General features: G+C 38.6%; 18 protein-coding genes. 14 read left to right on the forward strand and 4 right to left on the reverse strand.

Features of this window, described 5'->3' with window-relative positions:
• Positions 1–153: 153 nt before the first annotated feature.
• From chvE to CWO92_RS12820, 11 genes are all read left to right on the forward strand, one after another.
• The gene (gene chvE, locus CWO92_RS12775) at positions 154–1,227 is read left to right on the forward strand and encodes a multiple monosaccharide ABC transporter substrate-binding protein (protein ID WP_101354602.1); all 1,074 of its coding nucleotides are present in this window, start codon (positions 154–156) and stop codon (positions 1,225–1,227) included.
• A 245-nt stretch (positions 1,228–1,472) separates the two neighbouring features.
• Complete coding sequence (gene mmsA, locus CWO92_RS12780; protein WP_101354603.1) at positions 1,473–3,002, forward strand: multiple monosaccharide ABC transporter ATP-binding protein; 1,530 nt, start codon at positions 1,473–1,475, stop codon at positions 3,000–3,002.
• Positions 3,003–3,006: 4 nt separating this feature from the next.
• Complete coding sequence (gene mmsB, locus CWO92_RS12785) at positions 3,007–4,197, forward strand: multiple monosaccharide ABC transporter permease (protein ID WP_101354604.1); 1,191 nt, start codon at positions 3,007–3,009, stop codon at positions 4,195–4,197.
• A 66-nt stretch (positions 4,198–4,263) separates the two neighbouring features.
• The gene (locus CWO92_RS12790) at positions 4,264–5,247 is read left to right on the forward strand and encodes an aldo/keto reductase (protein WP_101354605.1); all 984 of its coding nucleotides are present in this window, start codon (positions 4,264–4,266) and stop codon (positions 5,245–5,247) included.
• Between the two features lie 459 nt (positions 5,248–5,706).
• Positions 5,707–6,891 carry a methionine gamma-lyase gene (megL, locus tag CWO92_RS12795; RefSeq protein WP_437177549.1) on the forward strand — a complete coding sequence of 395 codons (1,185 nt, stop codon included), beginning with the start codon at positions 5,707–5,709 and terminating at the stop codon, positions 6,889–6,891.
• A gap of 209 nt (positions 6,892–7,100) precedes the next feature.
• Entirely contained in the window at positions 7,101–8,078 is a 978-nt protein-coding gene (locus CWO92_RS12800; RefSeq protein WP_101354607.1) for a 2-hydroxyacid dehydrogenase, read from the forward strand.
• Positions 8,079–8,858: 780 nt separating this feature from the next.
• Positions 8,859–10,136 (forward strand): Gfo/Idh/MocA family protein, encoded by a 1,278-nt coding sequence (locus tag CWO92_RS12805; RefSeq protein ID WP_101354608.1) that lies wholly within the window; start codon positions 8,859–8,861, stop codon positions 10,134–10,136.
• A gap of 133 nt (positions 10,137–10,269) precedes the next feature.
• Complete coding sequence (locus CWO92_RS25440) at positions 10,270–10,413, forward strand: hypothetical protein (RefSeq protein WP_158175568.1); 144 nt, start codon at positions 10,270–10,272, stop codon at positions 10,411–10,413.
• Positions 10,413–11,009: an ROK family protein gene (locus CWO92_RS12810; RefSeq protein ID WP_101354609.1), complete on the forward strand. Its 597-nt coding sequence runs from the start codon at positions 10,413–10,415 to the stop codon at positions 11,007–11,009. The genes CWO92_RS25440 and CWO92_RS12810 overlap by 1 nt, the downstream gene beginning before the upstream one ends.
• Before the next feature lie 276 nt (positions 11,010–11,285).
• Positions 11,286–11,576 (forward strand): hypothetical protein, encoded by a 291-nt coding sequence (locus CWO92_RS25845; RefSeq protein WP_207767798.1) that lies wholly within the window; start codon positions 11,286–11,288, stop codon positions 11,574–11,576.
• A gap of 51 nt (positions 11,577–11,627) precedes the next feature.
• Positions 11,628–11,864: a hypothetical protein gene (locus CWO92_RS12820; protein ID WP_101354611.1), complete on the forward strand. Its 237-nt coding sequence runs from the start codon at positions 11,628–11,630 to the stop codon at positions 11,862–11,864.
• Between the two features lie 208 nt (positions 11,865–12,072).
• On the opposite strand, the gene CWO92_RS12825 is transcribed toward CWO92_RS12820, so the two are convergent.
• Entirely contained in the window at positions 12,073–13,563 is a 1,491-nt protein-coding gene (locus tag CWO92_RS12825) for an MDR family MFS transporter (RefSeq protein WP_101354612.1), read from the reverse strand.
• A gap of 567 nt (positions 13,564–14,130) precedes the next feature.
• Here CWO92_RS12825 and CWO92_RS12830 point away from each other — a divergent pair.
• Entirely contained in the window at positions 14,131–18,480 is a 4,350-nt protein-coding gene (locus CWO92_RS12830; protein ID WP_101354613.1) for a S8 family peptidase, read from the forward strand.
• 674 nt (positions 18,481–19,154) lie between these two features.
• Here the strand turns inward: CWO92_RS12830 and CWO92_RS12840 are convergent.
• Positions 19,155–20,084 (reverse strand): nuclease-related domain-containing protein, encoded by a 930-nt coding sequence (locus CWO92_RS12840; protein ID WP_158175564.1) that lies wholly within the window; start codon positions 20,082–20,084, stop codon positions 19,155–19,157.
• Between the two features lie 129 nt (positions 20,085–20,213).
• On the opposite strand from CWO92_RS12840, the gene CWO92_RS12845 reads away from it, so the two are divergent.
• On the forward strand, positions 20,214–21,161 hold the full coding sequence (locus tag CWO92_RS12845; RefSeq protein ID WP_101354616.1) for an aldo/keto reductase family protein: 948 nt from the start codon (positions 20,214–20,216) through the stop codon (positions 21,159–21,161).
• 72 nt (positions 21,162–21,233) lie between these two features.
• Positions 21,234–21,803: a uracil-DNA glycosylase gene (locus CWO92_RS12850; RefSeq protein ID WP_235851603.1), complete on the forward strand. Its 570-nt coding sequence runs from the start codon at positions 21,234–21,236 to the stop codon at positions 21,801–21,803.
• An 18-nt stretch (positions 21,804–21,821) separates the two neighbouring features.
• Here CWO92_RS12850 and CWO92_RS12855 read toward each other — a convergent pair whose 3' ends face one another.
• Together CWO92_RS12855 and tagU are read right to left on the reverse strand one after the other, a co-directional pair.
• Entirely contained in the window at positions 21,822–22,643 is an 822-nt protein-coding gene (locus CWO92_RS12855) for a DODA-type extradiol aromatic ring-opening family dioxygenase (protein ID WP_101354617.1), read from the reverse strand.
• A gap of 139 nt (positions 22,644–22,782) precedes the next feature.
• Positions 22,783–23,709, reverse strand: coding sequence for a polyisoprenyl-teichoic acid--peptidoglycan teichoic acid transferase TagU (tagU, locus tag CWO92_RS12860; RefSeq protein ID WP_101354618.1), 927 nt, complete (start codon positions 23,707–23,709; stop codon positions 22,783–22,785).
• Positions 23,710–23,787: the final 78 nt, after the last annotated feature.

Consider the following 23,787-nt stretch of genomic DNA (forward strand, 5'->3'; position numbering starts at 1 on the left):
ACTCCTTATTGCGGTTGTACGTACAAATTTATAATATTATATCCTGCATCCCTTATTGTAAGCGCATACTGCTCGGTAGGGAATGGCTATGGTATCTATGATAATTTCATAGATATTAAGTATAAATTGAAAATTTTTGAGGGGGAAATATTAATGAAGAGGTTTATATCCTTTATGCTTCTTTTAACTATGATCATTGCGCTAACAGCTTGCGGAAGTAAAACTAGTGGTGGGAAAAGTGGGTTTGTAGGAATATCTATGCCTACTAAATCATCGGAAAGATGGATTAATGATGGAAATTACATGGTAAAAGAATTCAAGAAATTAGGATATAAGACAGATTTGCAATATGGGGAGGATGTGGTTGAGAACCAAGTATCACAAATTGAAAATATGATTACTAAAGGGGTAGATGTTTTAGTTATCGCACCAATAGATGGTGAAGCTTTAACAAACGTACTAGAAGAAGCGCATAAGCAAAACATAAAAGTAATTGCATATGATCGCTTAATTAAAAAGAGTAAATATGTAGATTATTATGCTACTTTCGATAACTTTAAGGTTGGTGTTATTCAAGGTTCATATATTGAAGATAAGCTTGGTTTAAAAGATGGAAAAGGACCGTTTAATATTGAGATATTTGCTGGTTCTCCTGATGATAACAACGCGTACTTTTTCTTTGATGGTGCTATGTCTGTGCTTAAACCATATATTGACTCTGGTAAATTAGTTGTTCGCAGTAAACAAACAAAGTTTGAACAAGCTGCAACTTTAAGATGGGACGGCGCTACCGCACAAGCTAGAATGGATAATCTATTAAGTGCCAACTATACGACAGAAAAGGTAGATGCAGTATTATCTCCATATGATGGCATCAGTATTGGAGTGCTTTCATCACTTAAAGGAGTTGGATATGGTACTGCTTCAAAACCAATGCCAATTGTAACTGGTCAAGATGCCGAACTAGCATCTGTTAAATCCATTATTGCTGGTGAACAAACACAAACCGTATTTAAAGATACACGAGAATTAGCGAAACAGGCAGTTAAGATGGCAAATTCAGTGCTAAAAGGGAAAAAGGCGGACGTAAATGATACCAAAACTTATGATAATGGTGAAAAGGTAGTTCCTGCATATTTATTACAACCGGTATCTGTAGATAAAGAGAATTATAAAGATGTTTTAGTTGATAGTGGTTATTACAAAGAAGCTGAATTAAATAAATAGATAAGCCAAAGTAATAACGATTTGGTGTTGGAGATTAATCTCTGCCAAGTCTTAACCGAATGAACGTAAGTAAGATCCCCACTTCAAAACTAATAGGGAAAAAATAAGGATAGGTGGGGGTTTTTTGTAAAAAAGGCAAAAAGTATCGAATACAAGTTGAGTTTAAGATTCATTTTTTAATAGTGGGAAATCTCCACTGTTTGAAGTTTCACTACTTTTACATTTTAAAAAGGCGTGGTGATTACATGTCAAAAAATATTCTAGAAATGAGGAAAATCACGAAGGAATTCCCTGGTGTAAAGGCGTTAGAAAATGTGAACCTAAAGGTGAAGGAAGGGGAAATCCACGCACTTTGTGGTGAAAACGGCGCGGGAAAATCCACCTTAATGAAAGTATTAAGCGGTGTATATCCTTATGGAACCTATCAAGGCGATATCTTATTTAAGGATAAAATATGCTCCTTTAAGGATATAAAGCAAAGTGAGAGCTTAGGTATAGTTATAATTCATCAAGAGCTTGCACTTATCCCTGATTTATCCATAGCTGAAAATATATTTTTAGGAAATGAGCAGGCGAAAAGAGGAATCATTGATTGGAATCAAACGAAAGTGAAAACAAAAAGCCTATTAGAAAAAGTAGGATTGTATGAATCTCCTGATACATTAATTCGAAATCTAGGTGTAGGGAAACAGCAACTGGTAGAGATAGCAAAGGCTTTAGCAAAAGAAGTAAAGCTCCTTATTTTGGATGAACCCACTGCTGCATTAAATGAGCATGACAGTGAAAATCTATTAAATTTATTACAAGAATTTCGTTTACAAGGGATGACCTCTATTATCATCTCTCATAAATTAAATGAAATATCGAGGGTTGCCGATTCTATTACTATTTTAAGAGATGGAAAAACAATCGAAACTTTAGACATGAAAGCGGGAGATGTAACAGAGGATCGTATTATTAAAGGAATGGTTGGCAGGGACTTAACCAATCGTTATCCTTCGCGGGAACCAAATATCGGTAATACCATTTTTGAAATTAAGGATTGGAATGTCTACCACCCAACTTTAACTGATAAAAAGGTAATTCATGACGTCAATATTACTATTCGAAAAGGGGAAATAGTGGGCATTGCAGGTCTAATGGGGGCAGGACGTACCGAATTGGCTATGAGTATATTTGGAAAATCTTATGGAAGAAAAATAACTGGAAGAATGGTAAAGGATGGTAAAGAAATCAAGTTAAAGAGTGTAGAAAAGGCTATTTCGGAAGGAATTGCTTATGTAACGGAGGATCGCAAAAATTATGGACTCATTTTAATTGATGATATAAAAAGGAATATCACATTAGCAAACTTAAAAAAAATATCAAAAAGAAGTGTCATTAACGATAGGCAAGAGATTATTGAAGCGGAATCATTCCGTCAAAAGATGAATATCAAAGCACCTGATATTTTACAAAATACTAATAATCTAAGTGGCGGGAATCAGCAAAAAGTAGTTTTAAGTAAGTGGATTTTTTCCGATCCGGAAATATTAATTTTGGATGAACCAACTCGCGGTATTGATGTGGGAGCTAAATATGAAATCTATACTATTATTAACCAATTAGCATCAGAGGGAAAAGGCATATTAGTAATATCCTCAGAGTTGCCGGAAATTATAGGAATATGTGATCGAATTTATATTATGAATGAAGGAAGTATAACGGGTGAAATAGAGAAGGAAAATGCTACACAGGAAGAAATAATGAAGTATATGACAAAGAGCAGGAGGTAGAATAATGCAACCGGGAATGGAAGGAAATAAAGTAAGTAAAGTGACCTTTGTATTGAAAAGTAATATTAGACAGTATGGAATGTTTACTGCGTTAGTATTAATTGCCATCTTGTTTCAAATACTAACGGACGGCATTTTATTGCGGCCATTAAATATCACGAATTTAATATTGCAAAACAGTTATATACTTGTTTTGGCTGTTGGAATGGTGCTAGTTATCATCACGGGACACATTGATTTATCTGTAGGATCTATCGCTGCTTTTGTAGGTGCAATATCAGCTATTTTAATTGTGAACTTACATATCCCATCATTTCTGGCAATCATTCTCTCTCTTTTGCTCGGAGCACTTATAGGTGCTTGGCAAGGGTTTTGGGTAGCATATGTAAAAATACCTGCCTTTATCGTTACTCTTGCAGGTATGCTCCTGTTCAGAGGCTTAACAATGTTAGTGCTAAAAGGCCAATCAATAGCACCATTTCCAAAATTTTATCAAGGAATGAGTTCAGGGTTTATTCCTGACATATTTAGTGGATCAAACTTAAATATTTTTGCCATTGTAATTGGGGTAATTTTCTCCATCCTATATATATTTAATGAGGTTAAACATCGCAGTAGTTTACATAAATATAATTTTGAAGTATCTTCAAAAACTACGTTTATTGCAAAACTAATAGTAATGGTTGTCATCATAAATGTATTTACCTACGTGTTGGCCCAATATGATGGAATACCAAATATATTGATTATTCTATTGTTTCTAATCCTTGCTTATTCATTTGTGATGAAGAAAACGACTATGGGGAGACATATTTACGCTATTGGAGGAAATGAAAAAGCAGCAAGCCTTTCGGGTGTTAAAACAAAACGAGTAACTTTTTGGGTTTTTGTTAATATGGGTGTACTTTCCGCGCTATCTGGCCTTGTCTTTGCAGCGCGTTTAAATGCAGCGACACCGAAGGCAGGAAATCTCTTTGAATTAGATGCGATTGCAGCATGCTTTATAGGTGGGGCATCAGCTTATGGGGGTATTGGTACAGTCGGAGGTGCCATTATTGGTGGTCTTGTAATGGGTGTAATGAATAATGGTATGTCATTACTTGGTCTGGGTATTGATTGGCAGCAAGCGATAAAAGGTTTAGTTTTACTATTGGCAGTTGCGTTTGATATTTATAATAAGAATAAATCTGCATAAAGATATTGAAAGGCTTCCTAATTAATTGGCGGCCTTTTTCTATTATGCTAATCAGGAGTGAAAAGCATGAAATATCGTAATCTAGGAAAAACAGATTTAGAGATTAGCGAATTGAGTTTTGGTACATGGGCGATTGGCGGAGATTGGGGAAAAACCAATGATCAAGAGGCATTGTTCGGGTTGGATAAGGCTATGGAGTTGGGCGTGAACTTCTTTGATACTGCAGATGTATATGGAAACGGGCATAGTGAAGAACTTTTAGCTAAAGCAACGAAAGGGAAGGCAGATGAAATATATATAGCAACCAAGTTTTGCAGGGCAGGGGATATTTATGATCCTCATACATATTCTGAGCAAAAGATTAAGGCATACTGTGAAGCAAGCCTTAAGCGACTCGGGAGAGAAAGGATAGACCTTTATCAAATACATTGTCCACCTTTAAAAATATTAATGAATACAAATATATTTGATGTTTTAGATAAACTTCAAGAAGAAGGAAAGATTCGGTACTATGGCGTTAGTGTAGAAACAGTAGAAGAGGGATTATATTGCTTAGAGGAGCCTAATGTTAGAGCATTACAAGTCATATTTAATTTGTTTCGCCAAAAGCCTCTTCAACATTTGTTACCTATGGCGAAGGACAAGGGCGTGGGTATCCTTGCTCGTGTTCCTTTAGCAAGCGGTTTATTAACAGGCAAATTTCAATCGAATACTGTATTTGAAACGAACGACCATCGGAACTTTAATAGAAATGGTGAGCAGTTTAATGTGGGAGAAACTTTTGGCGGATTAGATTTTAACAAAGGTCTGGAATTAAGTAACAAAATTGGATGGATTGTAAATAACAGAGGTAGTATGACACAGGCGGCATTGCGTTGGATTCTCGATCATGACGCTGTTACTACAGTAATACCTGGTTTTAAATCCGTTAACCAAGTGATTGAAAATGTAAAGGCGATAGGGGTATCTTCATTTAGTCCAAAAGAGATGGAATGGTTAGCAAACTTTTATCAAGAAGAGGTGCATTCGCATGTTAGGGGGGCATATTAAATAATGAACACCTGCCTCCACCTAAACGTGATGGAGGCTATTTTTATATGTAAGAAGCGGCTGGTAGCAAAGTGAGGTAATGCATTGAAGGAATGATGGATTCATTAAGAGGAAATCGAAGTGTTTTTACTACAAGCATCTATTTATTAAAAACAAAATACATATTTCCAGGGCATTCAGAAGAGATTGGTGTTTATTTAGAATCAAGCTGAAGAAAGGAATATAAAAATGTTTGTTTACTTTCTAAAATAGAAAAATGGTGATAAGCAACGGCATATCTTCATACAAATAGAAAACATATCAGAAGCAAATGCTGTTGTTAAGGAATAAACAAAACCATAAGCTTGAAAAAACTGCTTAATTGTTATCATTAGGCATAATTAATCAATATTATGTAAACGCTTTCAATTTTGAGGAATTTCCCATATCATGAAGTTATAGTAATTATTTTAGGAGGTTATTAGTTTGAAAGATAAAAAGCAATTTGAAACTGAGGTTATTCACGCTGGGTATGAGTCATTAGATTTTCAAGGCAGTCTTGTTCCGCCGCTTTTTCAAACGTCTACATTCACATTTCCGAGCGCGGAGGTTGGGGAGGAAAGGTTTGCTGGTGAAACGGAAGGTTATATCTATTCAAGATTAGGGAATCCAACGGTTCGCGTCTTGCAAGACAGAATTGCAATCCTTGAAGGAGGAGAAGCTGCGCTGGCATTTTCTTCTGGAATGGCAGCCGTTTCTGCGACCCTTTTTCACTTGACTAAGACAGGTGACCATATTCTCTGTTCGGAAGGAATTTACGGGTGTACATTTGGGCTTCTTCAGTTAATGGAAAAGAATTTTGGAATCAATCATGATCTTGTTGCTTTTGAAAATGAGGAGGAAGTAAGAGGTTATATAAGAGACAACACAACATGCATTTATATTGAAACTCCCATTAATCCAACTATGAAATTAGTGGACCTTGAAATGGTAGTTCGCATTGCTAAGGAAAAAAACATTCCAGTGGTCGTGGATAATACATTTTGTTCACCGTATCTTCAGCAACCACTTGCTTTAGGTTGCGATTATGTCATTCACAGTGCGACAAAATATATTGGCGGTCACGGCGATGTTATTGCTGGTCTTGTCATTGGCAAAAAATCAGAGATGGATAAAATGGCGATGACTACGCTTAAGGATATTGGAGGAGTCATGAGTCCTTTTGATGCATGGTTGCTGTTGCGCGGTTTGAAAACACTGCCAGTACGAATCGATCGCCACTGTGATAATGCTAAGAAGATTGCAGATAAACTAAAAGATCATCCAATGGTAAAAACGCTGCTTTATCCTGGAGATGAATCTTTTCCTCAATATGAATTGGCGAAAAAACAGATGAGGTATCCGGGTGGAATGATAAGCTTTGAAGTAGAGGGAACAAAGCGGGATGCGCAAGACTTTCTAAACCGCTGCAAGTTGATTAAAATCGCTGTCAGTTTAGGAGACTCGGAGACGCTGATTCAACATCCGGCAACGATGACACATGCAGTGGTCCCGGAAGAAGATCGTTTGAAAATGGGTATATCTGATACATTAATTCGCTTATCTGTCGGGCTCGAGGCATGGGAGGACATTTGGGAGGATTTGAATCAGGCGTTGGACTTTTGAGGCAGGATGGAATCCTGTCTTTTTTGTTAGGGTAAAAGTTTCAAAGACCTAATCGTTCTGTTCACTTTTAGTTTCGGTCCCTTTGCAAGTTCATACAAAACTAATCGAAAAATGTTCGTAAAGACGTGATTTTACCAGTTCCCACAATCAGGAATTGGGGGTATACTTGCTGAAAAGACTAAATTATCCGATTTTTGGGGTGAGAAATTGTGGAAAAGAAAAAAATATACATAACAAGAAAACTGCCACAAGCTATCTATACAAAACTGGCTGATGAATTTGAGGTGAAAATGTGGGATAAAGAGGACCAGCCAGTTCCAAGAGAGATCCTAATGGAAGAAGTCAAAGAAATTGATGGATTGTTTTGTCTGCTAACAGAGACTATTGATCGGGAAGTAATCGAGAATGCGCCAAGGTTAAAAGTAATTGCTAATATGGCCGTCGGCTATAATAATATTGACATTGATACCGCAACAGAGAAAGGCATTGTAGTCACCAACACTCCAGGTGTTCTAACAGAAACAACGGCGGATCTTACTTTCGCACTATTAATGGCAACTGCAAGAAGGGTTATAGAGGCTTCCGATTATTTGCGAAATGGAGAATGGAAAACATGGTCGCCGATGCAATTAACGGGACAGGATATCCATGGTGCTACATTAGGCATCATTGGAATGGGGAGAATTGGACAGGCTCTAGTAAAAAGGGCAAAAGGTTTTGATATGAATGTCGCTTATTATAATCGATCCCGTAAACCAGAAATTGAAGAAGAAATGGGCATAAGGTACATGGGGCTAGAAGAGCTTCTTCAACAATCAGACTATGTAAGTTTACTAATCCCGTATAGTCCAGCAGTGCACCATCTCATTGGCAAAAAAGAATTATCTTTAATGAAACAATCTGCAATCCTTATTAACACGGCACGTGGAGGAATTGTGGATGAATCTGCCCTTTTTAATGCTTTAAAAACGGGAGAGATATGGGCAGCAGGTCTAGACGTATTTGAAGTTGAACCGATGCTCTTAGATTCACCGCTTTTAACCCTGCCAAATGTTGTGACCCTGCCGCATATCGGAAGTGCGAGTGAAAAAACAAGATTAAAAATGGCGGACTTAGCTGCTGAAAATATCATTCATGTTTTAAATGGGGGAGCCCCTATAACCGCGGTGAATGGAAGGGCAAAGTAGAAGAACTTAGAATGCCATTTCTTAGGAAAAAAATCCATTGACAGCGAAACGTAAAGTATATGTATATTTTAAACTAATTTAAATGAGCATGAATCTGTTGAAGAAATCGAATTTTGAGAGTTAAAAATAATTATCTTATAAAGGAAAAAGTTTAAGTTATTAACGGAAACGAAAATAGTATCTCGTGTTTAGAAAAGGGTGTGGATCAAAGAATTGATCATACACTTACAAATATAAAAAAATGTAATCGCATACACCTTTTGCTATAAATCTCATTAACGCACTATTCGATTATTCCCTATCTTTGAAGATCGTATTGCTGCTTTTTAATACGGGGGTTCCAACCAGTGTTTAGCATGTCTTCTGGAGAAATCATGTGCTGAGTTTCCAACTATATAAGTTGAAGATTAAGGGCTTTTGCATTTTTAGTATTCAAAATGCTGATTGATTGTTTATGCGTTTCTTTTTATCCTGGAAAGCAAGGTCAAATTGAGCCCTTTAGAATAGAAGTTTTATAGAAGCACTACTGGGATTTAAGGGAATTGCAGCTAAAGATAGGTGAATGGAAGAGAGCGAGTTTTAGAGATGTTAGAAGAAGGCTTAACGCTTTAACCAATACCTTCTAACCTAGAGCGGTATTTCACTAAAAGGAAACAGATTAATAGAAACTTTGTAAATAGATTCACAGGTAAGTAAAAAGGAAGCTGTATAAACGAAAAGTTATATTTTTTCATTCGTTGGCGAGACTTTTAAGACATGATGATATGAGGAGTGGGATAAATGGCAAAAATTACAGCGGTATTAATTGGAGCAGGGGATAGAGGTGCACGAGGATATGCTCCATATGCATTAGAAAATCCACATGAATTTGAAATCATTGCAGTTGCTGAGCCAAATAAAGAGCGCCGCAATGATTTTGCTGCAAAGCACCAACTATCAAAGGAGAATTGTTTTGAATCATGGGAGGAACTACTAAATGGCCCAAAACGAGCAGATGTAGCAGTAATTTGTACACTGGACCGTTATCATTTTCATCCTACCATCACTGCATTAAAAGCCGGCTATCATGTTTTACTAGAGAAACCGATGTCGCCGGATCCATTAGAATGTATTGAAATGGAGAGGGTTGCGATAGAGGAGAAGAGATTGTTGACTATTTGCCATGTCCTTCGCTATACCGATTTTTGGTCAAAAATTAGAGAGGTAATAAAAAATGGGACAATCGGCGAGGTCGCCTCGGTACAATTAAGTGAAAATGTAGAAATTATGCATATGTCTCATAGCTTTGTCAGGGGTAACTGGAATAACAAAGAGAAATCAAGTCCAATGATACTGCAAAAGTCCTGTCATGACTTGGACATTCTTTCGTATATCATTGATAAGCCTTGCTTGCGCGTAAGCTCATATGGATCTTTAATGCATTTTAATGAAAAAAATGCACCAGAAGGGGCTCCCGAAAGATGTTTGGATGGTTGTCCGGCCGAAGATGTGTGTCCGTTCCATGCTGGCAGATATTATTTAGGTGAAGGGAAAGGCTGGGCTCGTAAATTTACGGAGGACTATACTAAAGAAGGAATTATTCAGGCGTTAAAAACCACTCCATACGGAAAATGTGTATATCGTTCCGATAATAATGTGGTCGACCATCAAGTGGTCAATATGGAATTTGAAGGCGGAGTTACGGCAAATTTTAGCATGTGCGGTTTTACTAGAACCCAGACCAGAAGGGTACAATTAATGGGAACAAAAGGCGAAATTATTGGCAATATGGAGGATAATGAAATTTCTATCTTTGACTTTCTGACCAAACAGGAAACGATTATGAAATTCCATGAGACGGTTGGCGGCCATGGAGGAGGAGATACTGCAATCGTAAAAAATTTCTTACATGAAGTGAAAAATTATAAAGATGGTGAAAGTCTTTCATCTGCTACTGTATCATTGCAAAGTCATTTAATGGCATTTGCTGCAGAAGAATCACGTCTGCAAAAGGGTAAATCTATTGAACTGGAAGACTACTATAAGGAGATTATTCAATCTAGGGTTGGTTCTAATTAACTTTTTACCTCACACTGTAATTTAAGCTGTTTGAGTCTTTTGTTAAAGAAGTGGTTGGTTTGTCAAATGTGCTCATAGCAGACATTGGGGGGACAAAAATTGCTGCAGGAGTATTTGATGAAAGGAGGAAGGAATGATCCGTACCGAAGTCAAAAGTGCATGTCATGATGCGGAGTCAATGTTTGAAAGCTTGTATAACGCCTTTTTAGATGTAATACATAAAGGAAAAGGTTCGATTGAGAAGGTAGCTGTAATTGCACTCGGAGTACCGGGGTAGTGGATCCTGTCAATGGGATAGCGGTTTTTCAAAATAACCTGCAATGGAAAAAATTTCCGCTGGCGAACCGGCTTCTATCTATTTTTCCAAACGCTAGGATTATCATGGACAATGATGTGTACATGGCAGCATTTGGTGAATGGAAAGCAGAACTGCTAGAAAAAGAGACCTTTGCATATGTCACCGTTAGTACAGGTATTTCGGTATGTATTTTACATGAAGGGAGTTTTATTCGTGGTGTTGGTTTAGCAGGGGAAATTGGATTTTCCGTGATGGAGGATGAAGATGAAGTGAAGACTTTAGAATCCATTGCATCTGGCCCTGCAATGGAAGCGGAAGCGAGGAGAGTTTTTAAAGATCGAACCGTTACAACTAAGCGACTAATGGAATTAAATGAGAGGTTGGATCCTGGAGCAACTGCTATAGTTCAACAAGCTGCAAAATGTATTGCCCGCGGATTGCATCAGCTTTTTATCGTATTAGACCCGCATGTCGTGGTTCTTGGCGGCGGCATCATCAACAATCAGCCGCTATTTTTTAAACTAATTCAAAAAGAACTAGAACGCATATCCGATAACCTATTCAAAAAGGCATGAGCAACCGATTAAAACCTAGCCGTTATCAAGGAGACGCAGGTCTGCAAGGTGCACTGCACTGCGCCTTACAGGTGGTGCCAGGCACCACAAATGGACAAATGGGGAGATTGTCCTTGTGTGGCGGACAGTATGAATATGAGTATACTTATTCTCTAGTTTGGCTGAATTATTATCAGATTTGGCTGAATTATATATAAAAGTGGCGGAATTATTGCAAGATTCGGCTGAATAATCATAAGGATAGAAGAATTTTAGGTTTTTCTTGCAGAATGCATGTTGAAATCCCACTGTTCCGTCTCCAAATTAGCAGAAGGAGCTCCAAATAAAGTCGTAATTCCAAAAAGTATAGGTGCTGATAAGATATCCGGGAATTGTCTTGGGTTGAAAAAGAATCACCTAGTGGATGAGGTAGTAGAACTTAGGGACATCATGCCGACATTGTGGAGTGCGGCAAATATTGAGATTCCTCAAAGTGTAAATGGAAAAAGCGTATTACCATTGTGTCCCGAATCTTCAAATGTCGACTGGCGTAAGTATATTCATGGAGAGCCACTCCCACGGGAATGATTCTCACCATTACGTAACAATGGAAGGGAAAAATATATCTGGTTTTTACAAATGGGTGTGAAGCAGCTAATTAATCTTGAACATGACCCTTCAGAAAGAGTAAATCTAGCAAATAATCAGGAATACTATCCTCGGTTAGTACTTTGGCGTGAGCGTTTGATCAAGGAACTAATTAGACGCATATACAGATGGAAAAAAACTGATAGTAGGGATGAAACCGATAAGCTGTTTGCAGCATTTGCGGGAAACGGCTTTTATATAAGCTTACGTAGATGGTTATCCGGGTAAGTTATTTTTAATTAAATAGAGGAATTTATGGGGAATATCTTCGAATTATACAGAGCAATCTCCAAAATAAAAGATTAACATCAAAAATTAGAGGATTACCTCCCACAAAAGTAGATTTATCAGCAAAAATAGATAACCTCTTCAAACTTTAGATAATCCACATCAGAATAAAATAAAAAGGCCAATCCCAATTGGACTGACCTTATATTTATTTTTCCGCATGCTTCGCTGAAACTGCTTTTATTTTAGGCAAAAACATTGATGCAAGTAAACCGATTATTGCAATTGTTACCATCACAATGTATAAGTGGTGAAGCCCTGATACGATTACTTCGCGCAATGGAGCTTGAGCAGCCTCAGGAACTGCTTGACCGGTATTAGGGTTTATCAATTTGTTAAGATTGACCACATTGACATCCGGATTGGTGTTACCAATTTGTAGTTTTCTTGATATTACGGAGTTAAAATACGTTCCTAATAAGGCCACACCAACGGATTGTCCCAGTGTCCGGAAAAAAGTATTGGAAGCGGTGGCAGCTCCTCGCAATGACCAATCAACAGATGATTGCACAGCAACAGTCGTAATGGTCATGACCATCCCAAATCCGAGTCCTGCAAGAGCGGACATAAGATAAAACATCAATTCGGCTGTATGAATAGTAAACGTTGCTAACCAAATACTCGATAAAAGAATAATGAGAGTACCGATAGCTACTGTCACCCGTTCCCCATATTTTACGAGGAGTCGGCCACCTAAGAAAGAACCTATCATCCATGTTATCGATAGCGGCGCAAGTATTAAACCGGAAATGGTTGCCCCGTGTCCAAGAACTCCTTGTACCCACATTGGTATATATACAGTTAAACCAATAAGAACCGCACTGGCTAGTAATGCAACGGCATTGGCAACAGAAATAGAACGAATTCGGAAAAGCTCCAGCGGAATAAGTGGCTCTTTCACTTTTGATTCGATAAAAAGAAACATTCCAATAAATAAAACGGCAACGACAAATATCCCGATAATGGTTGGGGATGTCCAGTTATGCGTTTCCCCGCCTCGCTGTAAGGCAAATAACAGTGCAAGCATCCCAATGGTAAAAGTAAGGGAGCCTGCAAAATCTACGCTTTTTTTTGTTTTTTCTAGTTTTTCTTTTAAAGAAACACTGACCATCAAAATAGACAACAGGCCAAATGGCACATTAATATAAAAAATCCAGTGCCAAGATAGTTGATCTACGAAAAATCCTCCAATTAATGGACCAATAACTCCTGCAATTCCCCATGCTGCACCCATGAAGCCCAGGACCTTAGCCCGTTTTTCATGAGGATAAATATCTCCAATAATTGTGGTCGTAACAGGCATTACAGCACCGGCGCCGATTCCTTGAATCGCACGGAATAAAATAAGCTGTTCCATCGATTGCGACAAACCACAGAGACCTGATCCAATTAAAAACACAACCGTACCAGCAATAAATATTAACTTCCTACCAAACAAGTCGGACAACTTCCCAAAAATAGGGACTGTAACCGCAGAAGTAAGCAAGTATATAGCGAATACCCAGTTCATGAGCTCGATCCCTTTTAAATCACTGACAATCGTTGGCATCGCTGTACTAACAATCGTACCTTCAATTGCAGTTAAAAAAGTAGCAACGAATAGGGCAATCGTTACCGAACGTATATTTGTTGTTTGCATCCTAATCCTCCCTAAGTCAAATCTTTATGATTATAAGTATCTTTTTATTTTATCCTACATGTCAAATACTTTTTTGGAAAGCTGTGACAATTGTATTAGCTTATACATAGTGAAGGATGAAAATAGCTCTATTTATTCATGAAGGTTGGTATATAAAATGGGGGACTTTTCCACTAAAGGGGACACAATACAGTAATTTGAATATTTTGAATATAGGTACAAAACAGTATTTTTTGTCAACGGTAATAATTTTTCACGATAAATGGAGTTTTAGCCCTAGATGACGTTTGGAAGGGAATTTGGATGAACACTCACTAAAATGGAAAAGGGTGGTTGATTTGCATATTAGAGGAATAGTTCTATAGTCCAATAAATTTATTTGGGACTACATCATATTTACCATTTATGAAAAGTCTGACATAAATCGACTTCGATTGACACATTTTTTTTGTCAAAACTTATACATTTAAAGAGACAACGATGACCTTCATCATGGAGAAAGAGAAAAGGAGGGTTGGGGTTGTCATTTTTTTGAACTTTTTTCAAAAATAGAGGGGAGGAAAAAAGATGTTGAGAAAGAAAAGTCTCAAAAAGACAACTAGTGTCCTAGCAACAGTCTTATTATCCGCTTCACTGCTCACGCCAAGTTTTTCTAGTGCCGCAGCAGTGAATGGAAAACCGTATACCTCGGTTTCCGACGGAAAGAATGTCACCAGTGTCAAGCTTAGTGATCGGCTGCTAAAGCAATTCACAAAGGCAGATGAAAAGGTAACATTCCTAATCAAGTTTAAGGAACAAGCAGATGCAAAAAAAGCGGCAAAAACGGCTAGTGAGAAAGCGGTAAAAGGAAAATTAACTGCTCAGCAAGCTAAACTTGCCAAAAGATCAGCAGTTGTTTCCGAACTAAGATCTACCGCGATGGAAACGCAGCATGAAGTACTTAGCTATTTAGAAAAAGAGAAAAAGGCTGGTAACGTAAAGGATTTTGAATCCTTTTACATCGTAAATGGTATCGCTGTTACAGCGACGAAGGAGGTCGCGGAAAAGCTTACTCATTTTGAAGGAGTTGAAAAAATTCTTCCAAATGAAACTCGTCAGCTTTTTGATGCAGGAACAGCAACCAAAGCAGGGGCTAAAACGAAGTCTGCTACAGTTGGAAAAACAGCCGATATGCCAAAGGCCAAAACAAGCAGCATTGAATGGAATATAGAGAGAGTAGGTGCTCCTCAAGTCTGGGATATGGGCATCGATGGTACGGGAACAGTTGTAGCGAATATCGATACAGGGGTTCAATGGGATCACCCTGCATTAAAGGAAAAATATCGCGGTTATGACCCAGCACATCCCAATACACCTAATAATGAAATGAACTGGTTCGATGCAACTGCAGGCCGTGCTACTCCGTATGATGACCAAGGGCATGGTACCCATACAATGGGAACAATGGTTGGCTCTGAGCCAAATGGTTCCAATCAAATTGGTGTAGCACCTGGAGCAAAATGGATTGCTGTAAAGGCTTTCACAGCTACTGGAGGAACAGATGCAGATCTGCTTAGAGCAGGGGAATGGATTATTGCTCCAAAGGATGCTTCTGGTAATCCGCACCCTGAGAAAGCACCAGATGTAGTAAATAACTCATGGGGCGGCGGAGCTGGATTAGATGAATGGTATCGTGATATGGTGCGAAACTGGCGTGCAGCAGAAATTTTCCCTGAGTTTTCAGCAGGAAATACCGATCTATTCAACCCAGGAGGACCTGGTTCTGTTGCAAACCCAGCTAACTATCCAGAATCATTTGCCACTGGTGCAACAGATATAAACAATAAACTTGCAAACTTCTCTTTACAAGGACCATCTCCATACAATGAAATTAAGCCGGAAGTATCTGCACCAGGGGTAAATATTCGTTCTTCTGTTCCTGGTGGTGTATATGAGGGTGGATGGAATGGTACCTCGATGGCAGGTCCACATGTATCGGCAGTAGTTGCATTGTTAAAGCAAGCAAATGCTTCCTTAACCGTAGACCAAATTGAGGATATTTTAGTAAATACTGCAACACCATTGACTGATTCAACGTTTCCTCAGTCTCCAAATAACGGATACGGATATGGCCTTGTGAATGCATTTGATGCTGTTTCCTCCGTTTTGAGTGGACTTGGAACAGTGAAGGGCCAGGTTGCAAAAGAAGGTAATGATACCGAAGCACCAAGCATTACACATCAAGCACCAACAGAAACATATGCAGGCATGGATTTAACACTGAAAGCAAATGTTTCTGATAATGTAAGTGTTTCTTCCGTTAAGCTTCAATACCAAGATAAAGCTGGCAACTGGCAAGATGTTGATGCGAATCGTATTTCCGGTGACTACAAATCCGGTGAGTACCAAGCAGTAATTCCAGGGAATCAAATTGCAGCACCATCTTTAAAATATCATTGGAAAGTTAATGACTTTGGTAATAACGAAGTAACAAGCGATGAGTATCGAGTAACTGTAAAACCGGGAATCACCGTTGGCTACTCCCAAGACTTTGAGTCTACACCAACTGGATGGTCTTCTTTTGGTACAAAAGATTCATGGCAATGGGGTGTTCCGACATCCGGACCAAACAGTGCTGCTTCAGGGCAAAAAGTATATGCTACGAATCTAGCAGGAAACTATGATAATAGTGCGAACATGACGCTTGTAATGCCGCCTATCGATTTACCTGCAGGAAATGCATATCTGCAATTTAAAAACTGGTATGACTTAGAGACAAGATACGATTTTGGTTCTGTATTTGTCTCCACTGACCGTCAAAACTGGACACAACTTTTACAAGTAAATGGCCAATCCGGTGGGTGGACAGATAAAGAAGTGAATCTTTCCAACTACAGTGGGCAAAGAATTTATATCGGCTTCAATGTGACAACGGATGGAAGTGTTCAAAAAGCAGGCTGGTATTTAGATGATGTGAAACTTTCTGCAACTCCATTAGGGACTGCAGGCTCTAAGACTGGAGTAAAAAAACTAGGAGTAGAACAAAGCGGTGACAAAGATTCACTAAAAAAAGAAAAGGTAGATCCAGCTTCTATTAAGCCAGAACTACCAAAAAAGGACGCTCCTCCGGCGAAAGAGGAACAAGTTAATCCTACACTATTGCCTATGGGTGCGCAAGTAAGTGTTCTAGAAACAGGGCGCTCTGTCTATACAGACCCGGCAAATGGTCAATATCAATTTTCACATGCAGCTGGTACCTATACTTTACAAGCTGAAGCATACGGTTACCAATCAGAACAACAACGTGTGAACATTGAACGTGATGGCGTTGCTACAGCTAATTTCGTATTACATGAAATAGCAAAAGGTCATATCAGCGGTACAGTTAAAAACAAATCTACTGGTGAACCTTTACAAGGCGCAACCCTTCTTCTTGTAGAAGATGCAGCCGTTACTCCTGTTCAAACGGATGAGAACGGTCATTATGATATCACTGCATATGAAGGCAACTATACGTTAAAAGTTTTAGCTCCATACTATCATAGTCAAGAAATCGCTGTAACTGTGAATGGTAATGAAACTACCGAGAAAAACATTAATTTAGAGCCAATCATCAGCTACCCTGGCGGTGAAATCGGCTATGATGATGGTACTGCAGAAAATGCACATGCTTTCTATGATGCAGGTAATGGTTGGGCTGTGAAGATGTCTTTACCAGAAGGCAAAAAATCAGCAATCGTAACAGCTGGTGTATTCCGATTCTGGACTACAGATTGGCCAACGCCAGGCGGAACGGATTTCCAAGTGGAAGTTTGGGATGCATCTGGTAATAATGGTGCACCAGGCAAGAAGATTGCAGGACCTGTGAATGCAAAGGCACTGCGGAATGGTGATTGGACAGTAGTGGATCTCTCTTCTCAAGGAATTTCTGTGAACGGAGACTTCTACATGGTGTACATTCAAACAAATCCAAATCCAAATACTCCAGGACTTGCAACAGATGAAAGTGGTACAAATGCAAAACGCAGCTGGCAGTTAGTTGGCGGTGCTTGGTCACAATCACCAGCAGACGAAGGAAATTACATGATCCGTGCCCGTGTAAGCTACGAGGTAGATGTACCAGCTATTACTTCTCCGAAAGATGGTTTCTTCACCAATGAGGGAACAGTAACGGTTGAAGGTACTGCTTCTCCAACGACAGATGTTCATCTATACAATAATGGAAAGGAAGTTGGAACTGCACAGGCAACAGAGGATGGAAAATTCTCCGCTGATGTTACACTTTCAGAAGGTGAAAATGTGTTAACAGCGAAAGCATCCGTGGAGGCTGGCACCACTGATGCATCTTCACCAGTGAAAGTAGTTTACGATAAGACGAAACCAACGCTATCCATCGACAGTCCGAAAAATAACGATAAAACCAATCGTGAAACTGTAACGGTTGAAGGAAAAGTTGCAGATGCAAACCTTGACTTTGTAAAAGTAAATGGAGAAAAGGCAACTGTAACAGATGGAAAATACTCAAAACGCATTATGCTTGATACAGGCGAAAATGTGATTAACGTAGTAGCACAAGACAAAGCAGGAAACAAAGTAACTAAGAAAGTTACGGTCTTTGCGAAGTATACTGCACCAGAAATTCAAAATCTATTGCCTGACAAAGACAAGAATTTGAAAAAAGGTGACTCTGTCAAAATTGAATTTGACAGTGAACCTGGATTAAAAGCAACATTTGCTATCCACATGCCGTTAACGAATGTAACAAGCGATAACGCTACAGAATTACCTATGGCGGAAACATCAGCAGGGCATTATGTCGGCTACTGGACAGTACCAAACAAGACAAAAGCAGATGGCGCTTTGATCGAAGTTAAGGTCGTGGATGATTATGGCAATGTTTCGACTAAGCTTGCTGCTGGAAAGCTTTATATTAAGTAAGAAGTAATGGGGTGGTGCGTGGCACCACCCTGTTTTGTTTGTAGAGGTATTTATTCTCAAATTGATTTGTTAGCAGCGGACAGGTGAACAAATCAGTTGTAATATGCTCTTCTTATTTGCAAAAAATGTCACAATCGTGTTCGGAAAGTACTTGAAATGGCGGAAAAAGGGGGAGAAAGAGCACAATCAAGGTAGGAAAGTGCCCGAAGTGGCGGAAAAAGGAGAAGAAAGGGCACAATCAAGATAGGAAAGTGCCCGAAGTGGCGGAAAAAAGAGGAGAAAGGGCACAATCAAGATAGGAAAGTGCCCGAAGTGGCAAAAAAAGAAGAAGAAAGGGCACAATCAAGATAGGAAAGTGCCCGAAATCGCAAAAAAAGAAGAAGAAAGGGCACAATCGTGTTCGGAAAGTGCCCGAAATCGCAAAAAAAGAAGAAGAAAGGGCACAAACAGGGTAGGAAAGTGCCCGAAGTGGCGGAAAAAAGAGGAGAAAGGGCACAATCAAGATAGGAAAGTGCCCAAAGTCACGGAAAAAAGAGGAGAAAGGGCACAATCAAGATAGGAAAGTGCCCGAAGTCGCAGAAAAAAGAGAAGAAAGTTCATAATCATGGTAGGAAGTCCCCATTGCAATTAGATAAGTGGGTCAAATTAAAAATTACGCCTTAATAACCCATACATTATATATCACCTTTGTCCTGTGGGCTTTCAAAATAAGCGGATTGCCCATGTTTCATTAGGAGAAAATGCTTTCTTAAAATCCTGCGAATAGTTTTTTTCGATTCGAATATACTACACCATTCATATATGGAATTCGTGGTAATCATTTTATCGGGAAAAAGTAATTGATATTCTTCGATGCTTTGCAAAACAGCAGATTCAATCTTTTCTGTTTTTCGGCACTTTTTACAAAGCAAATTGTCTCTATTAATCCTTGTAACAAACGCATAACAACGCGAACAAGTAATCCCTTTTTGCAATTGCTCATACGTATACTGAGGTAAATTATTATATGGGTTTTCTTTTAAAAGAACAGATGACAATATCTCTACGAATCTGGTGGTTTTAGTAGTTTGTTTTGGAGAACGTAGATTTATGTTTTTTATAAATCTTTGTATCTGGTTTGGAAAAATAAATGGTAGATTCAAAGGAGCTTGGTATACGAAAAAGTTGGGGTTCACAAAGACTACATATCCCTCTATTGAAAAGGAAAATCGCAAATCCTGCAATAATCTTCGAAAGAGAGATTCTGCACGTTTCAATTGAAGGAGGGGGTTCTTAATTTCTTTTCCCGAGATTGTAAACCATTTGTCGTCCTTAATATAAAAATCTCCTTCGTAATTTTTTATTTCGAATAAGTAAATAGTGTCGGGAGAAATAACAATGGAATCAATCTGAAAAGTAGAATTATTGGCTTCTAATAATAGGTCATTCATGATCAGCCAACTGTTGGAAAGTCCCTCTAGCCATTTATCAAAAACTGACTCACCTTCTAATCCCTTTTCTAGGTTTAATAAATATCCTGCTTCCTTAGGTGATAAATTCATCCTCATGTTTAAAAATCTTAATAGCTTCAATTCAATGGGCTCGTATCGAGGTTTGATTAGCATAATGCACATCCTTTTTAGTTTTATAGTGTATATTACCTATATTCATAATTGTAATGCATATTTGTTTAATTTATTTTTTTAGAATTTTATAATAGTTATTGTACATATTCTAAAAAAGGGGCGATTATAGTGAAATATCGCAAACTTGGGAGAACAGGCTTAAAGGTTAGTGAAATCAGTTTAGGCAGCTGGCTTACGTATGGAAATTCCATCGGGGCGGAAACTGCAATTAAAACGATTGAAAAGGCATATGAGTTAGGTATCAATTCCTTTGATACAGCGAATGTATATGCCCGAGGAGAAGCGGAAAAAATCGTTGGAGAAGCTCTTGCAAAATACCCAAGAGAGTCCTATGTGCTTGCTACAAAGGTGTTCGGAAAAATGGGCGATGGACCAAATGACCAAGGTTTGTCCAGAAAACATATCACTGAGCAAATTAATGCTAGTCTAAAAAGACTAAACAAAGACTATGTAGATATTTACTATTGCCACCGTTTTGACCCACAAACAGCAATTGATGAAACGCTTCGAACTCTAGATGATTTAGTTCGCCAAGGGAAAATTCTATATATTGGTGTCAGCGAGTGGTCAGCTCAACAAATTCAACTTGCACTTGGTACATCTGATCGCTATTTGCTAGACCGTATTGTGGTTAATCAACCTGTCTATAATATGCTCAATCGTTACATCGAAAAAGAGATAATTCCGCTTGGAGAACAGACAGGATTTAGCCAAATTGTTTTCTCACCGCTTGCGCAGGGAATCTTAACAGGAAAATATACGAACTTAGAAAATCTGCCTGAAGGCACCCGTGCAACCGATCCAAAATCCAACGGCTCTTTATCAAGAATGCTGACAGAGGATGTACTTACAAAAGTAAAGCAGTTGGAGAATGTAGCAAAAGAATTAGATGTAAAACTTTCACAACTAGCCTTAGCATGGATTTTGCGTCAGCCAAACGTTGCGAGTGCATTAATTGGTGCGAGTAAACCAGAGCAAGTAGAGGAAAATGTTAGAGCTATTGATATTGAACTTACCAATGATGTGATGGAAAAAATTGAGGGCATATTAAAATAAACTTCTTATTAGCAGTGCACAATATTCAAAAGTGCACTGTTTCTTATTTTAATTAGTCCAGAGGTGACCACCTTGAAATTCCAACCTATAACTTTAAAAGAAGACCCAGTCCCACAAGAAATAGCGGATTGTGAAAAATGTGGATTATATAAGCATGGCTCCCGCATGATTTGGGGCGAAGGCAATCCAAATGGTGATATTTACGTGATTCTCGATAACCCAGGTGCGCGCGAGGATAGAGAAGGAAATCCATTTGTTTGTGGTACACGTGAAACTTTGCAACAGGCAATTCATGAAGTAAATATACCGATTGACAAGGTTTATGTCACATTTATTTTAAAAAGACGGCCAACTCGTGCTTATGAGAAAACATGTACACGAAGCATCTGCATACAGCATTTGAAATTTCAGCTAGAGGAACACACACCAAAATTACTAATTTGCTTAGGGAATGTAGCGTTGCAATCTTTTTATGATAATGAGGAAATTACAGTAAAAGCATGGAGGCAGCATTGGCATGAGATAAATGGTTATCCGCTGGCAACTTCTTATCATCCGCTGGCAGTAAGAAGAAATAAACATCTATTTTCCTATTTTTTAGAGGATTGGAAAATGGTTTTTGATAGATGGAATAAAAGGTGAGACGATAACAGCTCACCTTCACCTATCCTCTACGTAGCTAACCTCAGCGCAAATCAGACCAAAATAAGTGGGCACCTCATACGAGTATAAATGAATACTTCTGTTTTCTTTAGGAATGGCACCGGCTAAAATCATTGTTTGCCATATACCGTCCGGCTTAGCAGCATCTACATATTCTGGGTCAAATTGTGCCATCTTCTCCAGCTCATTGGAGCGAAACAAGCCAACTACCTCCTCGTCAAGCATAGCAGCAGCTGGATCATATCCATATGGGCCTTTTTCATCATGGGCATGGGCCCAATCACAGCTTGCAATGAGAGCGATTTTTTTCGATGTGTTTTGAACTACTTCACGTACCACTTCTCCGAACTTGTAGTGGTCTGCAAGTGTTACTTCTCTTGAAGGAGTAATCACTACAATAGGAATATCAGGCATGAAGGCTAGCGGAACAATGGCACCCCAATCCAGCGGCAAACAGGAAAGCGGTCCTGCAGCAGTTGCATAATTAATAGAGCCAACACCAAGCCCGGAATCTCTTGCAGCTTTCGTAATTCGAAGAGCTAAGTCCCGGTCAACCATTCTTTCCATTTCATATACACTGCCATTTTCATCAAAGGACCCATACATTCTTTCACTGTTGGAAATCGAAAATTGTCCGTCGATTCTTGTTCCATGCGGGGTAAGAACAATAATTGTATCTGGATTTGCGGCCATCATTTTCTTTCCAAGCTTCACCATACTATCTCTAGTTAGTTTCATTCTTTCTGGTTTATCTCCTGCAAGTTCCGGAATGATTTCTCCTCCGTGCGGGGTAATGCATGCGAACACAAATGGATTCATCCTCATCACTCACTTCACAAATTTATATAAAAAGTATTCGATAACAATAAGACAATTCCCTTTAAAAATTGCTATAATTCAAAAAAAACCATTTATTGCATATTAAAACACCAGGCGTGAGTGCCTGGTGTTTTAATACCTATAGTTCCAAATGTGATTTTAATCGGTCACTTGCTTTCATACGCTCGGATTCTGGAACAATATAATAATAAATCTTATTGATCATTTGACCCTGCCCCTGAATCTGGTATTTTTCGATATGCTTTCTTGCGTTTTTATAATTCTTTTGAATACTAACCATTTCGTCGAAGGTAAGATTTGTTTCTACGTTTTTCCCCAATGCCTGAAAGATACTGCTAAAATGTGTGATGGAAGAAAAGCTCGCTCCCTTATCAATAATTGCTTGAATAACAGCACGCTGACGTTCTTCACGTCCAAAGTCCCCGCGAGGGTCCTCTTTTCGCATTCTCACATAATTGATTGCTTTTTTTCCGTTAAGACTAATTTGTCCTTTCGGAAAATGGTAGCCGCCATAGCTGAAATCAAGCGTATTATTGACCGTCACCCCGCCTAATGCATCAACGATATCGGAAAAACTCTCCATATTGACTTTAATATAATAATCAATTGGAATATCGAGAAACTTCTGGACAGTATTCATCGACATTTCTACACCGCCAAATGCGTAGGCGGCATTAATTTTGTTCTGCGTCCCTTTTCCGACAATTTCAACCCGTGTGTCACGCGGAATACTTAGCATTTCTACAGATTCCTTATTTGGATTTACCGTCATCACAATCATTGTGTCGGATCGTCCCACATCGCCTTTTCTTTCATCAACACCCAACAATAATACCGAGAATGGCTGTTGCTTGCCAAAATTTAATTCTCCAGCACGCGAATTTTGTGATTTGACGGGTTTATGCATTGTTTCCACAGCAGACCGCATGGAATGATAAATACTATAGACAAAAACCCCTCCGCCAATAATTAGAAGCAGTAAGATAATCCCGATCGCCTTTAGCCATGTCCGTTTCTTTTTACGTTGATATTTATCTGCCCGCATATGCTTATGTTCCTCCGAATTGGAAAAATTATTAAATATATCATAGCAAATCTTGGAATAATTGCATAGAAAATTTTA

Source organism: Heyndrickxia camelliae (assembly GCF_002844575.1).
Lineage (GTDB): Bacteria > Bacillota > Bacilli > Bacillales > Bacillaceae_C > Margalitia > Margalitia camelliae.

Coding starts and splice junctions, on each gene's coding strand:
- chvE (WP_101354602.1), top strand. CDS start 154: ATGAAGAGGTTTATATCCTTTATGCTTCTTTTAACTATGATCATTGCG.
- mmsA (WP_101354603.1), top strand. CDS start 1,473: ATGTCAAAAAATATTCTAGAAATGAGGAAAATCACGAAGGAATTCCCT.
- mmsB (WP_101354604.1), top strand. CDS start 3,007: ATGCAACCGGGAATGGAAGGAAATAAAGTAAGTAAAGTGACCTTTGTA.
- CWO92_RS12790 (WP_101354605.1), top strand. CDS start 4,264: ATGAAATATCGTAATCTAGGAAAAACAGATTTAGAGATTAGCGAATTG.
- CWO92_RS12805 (WP_101354608.1), top strand. CDS start 8,859: ATGGCAAAAATTACAGCGGTATTAATTGGAGCAGGGGATAGAGGTGCA.
- CWO92_RS25440 (WP_158175568.1), top strand. CDS start 10,270: ATGATCCGTACCGAAGTCAAAAGTGCATGTCATGATGCGGAGTCAATG.
- CWO92_RS12820 (WP_101354611.1), top strand. CDS start 11,628: ATGGGTGTGAAGCAGCTAATTAATCTTGAACATGACCCTTCAGAAAGA.
- CWO92_RS12825 (WP_101354612.1), bottom strand. CDS start 13,563: ATGCAAACAACAAATATACGTTCGGTAACGATTGCCCTATTCGTTGCT.
- CWO92_RS12830 (WP_101354613.1), top strand. CDS start 14,131: ATGTTGAGAAAGAAAAGTCTCAAAAAGACAACTAGTGTCCTAGCAACA.
- CWO92_RS12840 (WP_158175564.1), bottom strand. CDS start 20,084: ATGCTAATCAAACCTCGATACGAGCCCATTGAATTGAAGCTATTAAGA.
- CWO92_RS12855 (WP_101354617.1), bottom strand. CDS start 22,643: ATGAATCCATTTGTGTTCGCATGCATTACCCCGCACGGAGGAGAAATC.
- tagU (WP_101354618.1), bottom strand. CDS start 23,709: ATGCGGGCAGATAAATATCAACGTAAAAAGAAACGGACATGGCTAAAG.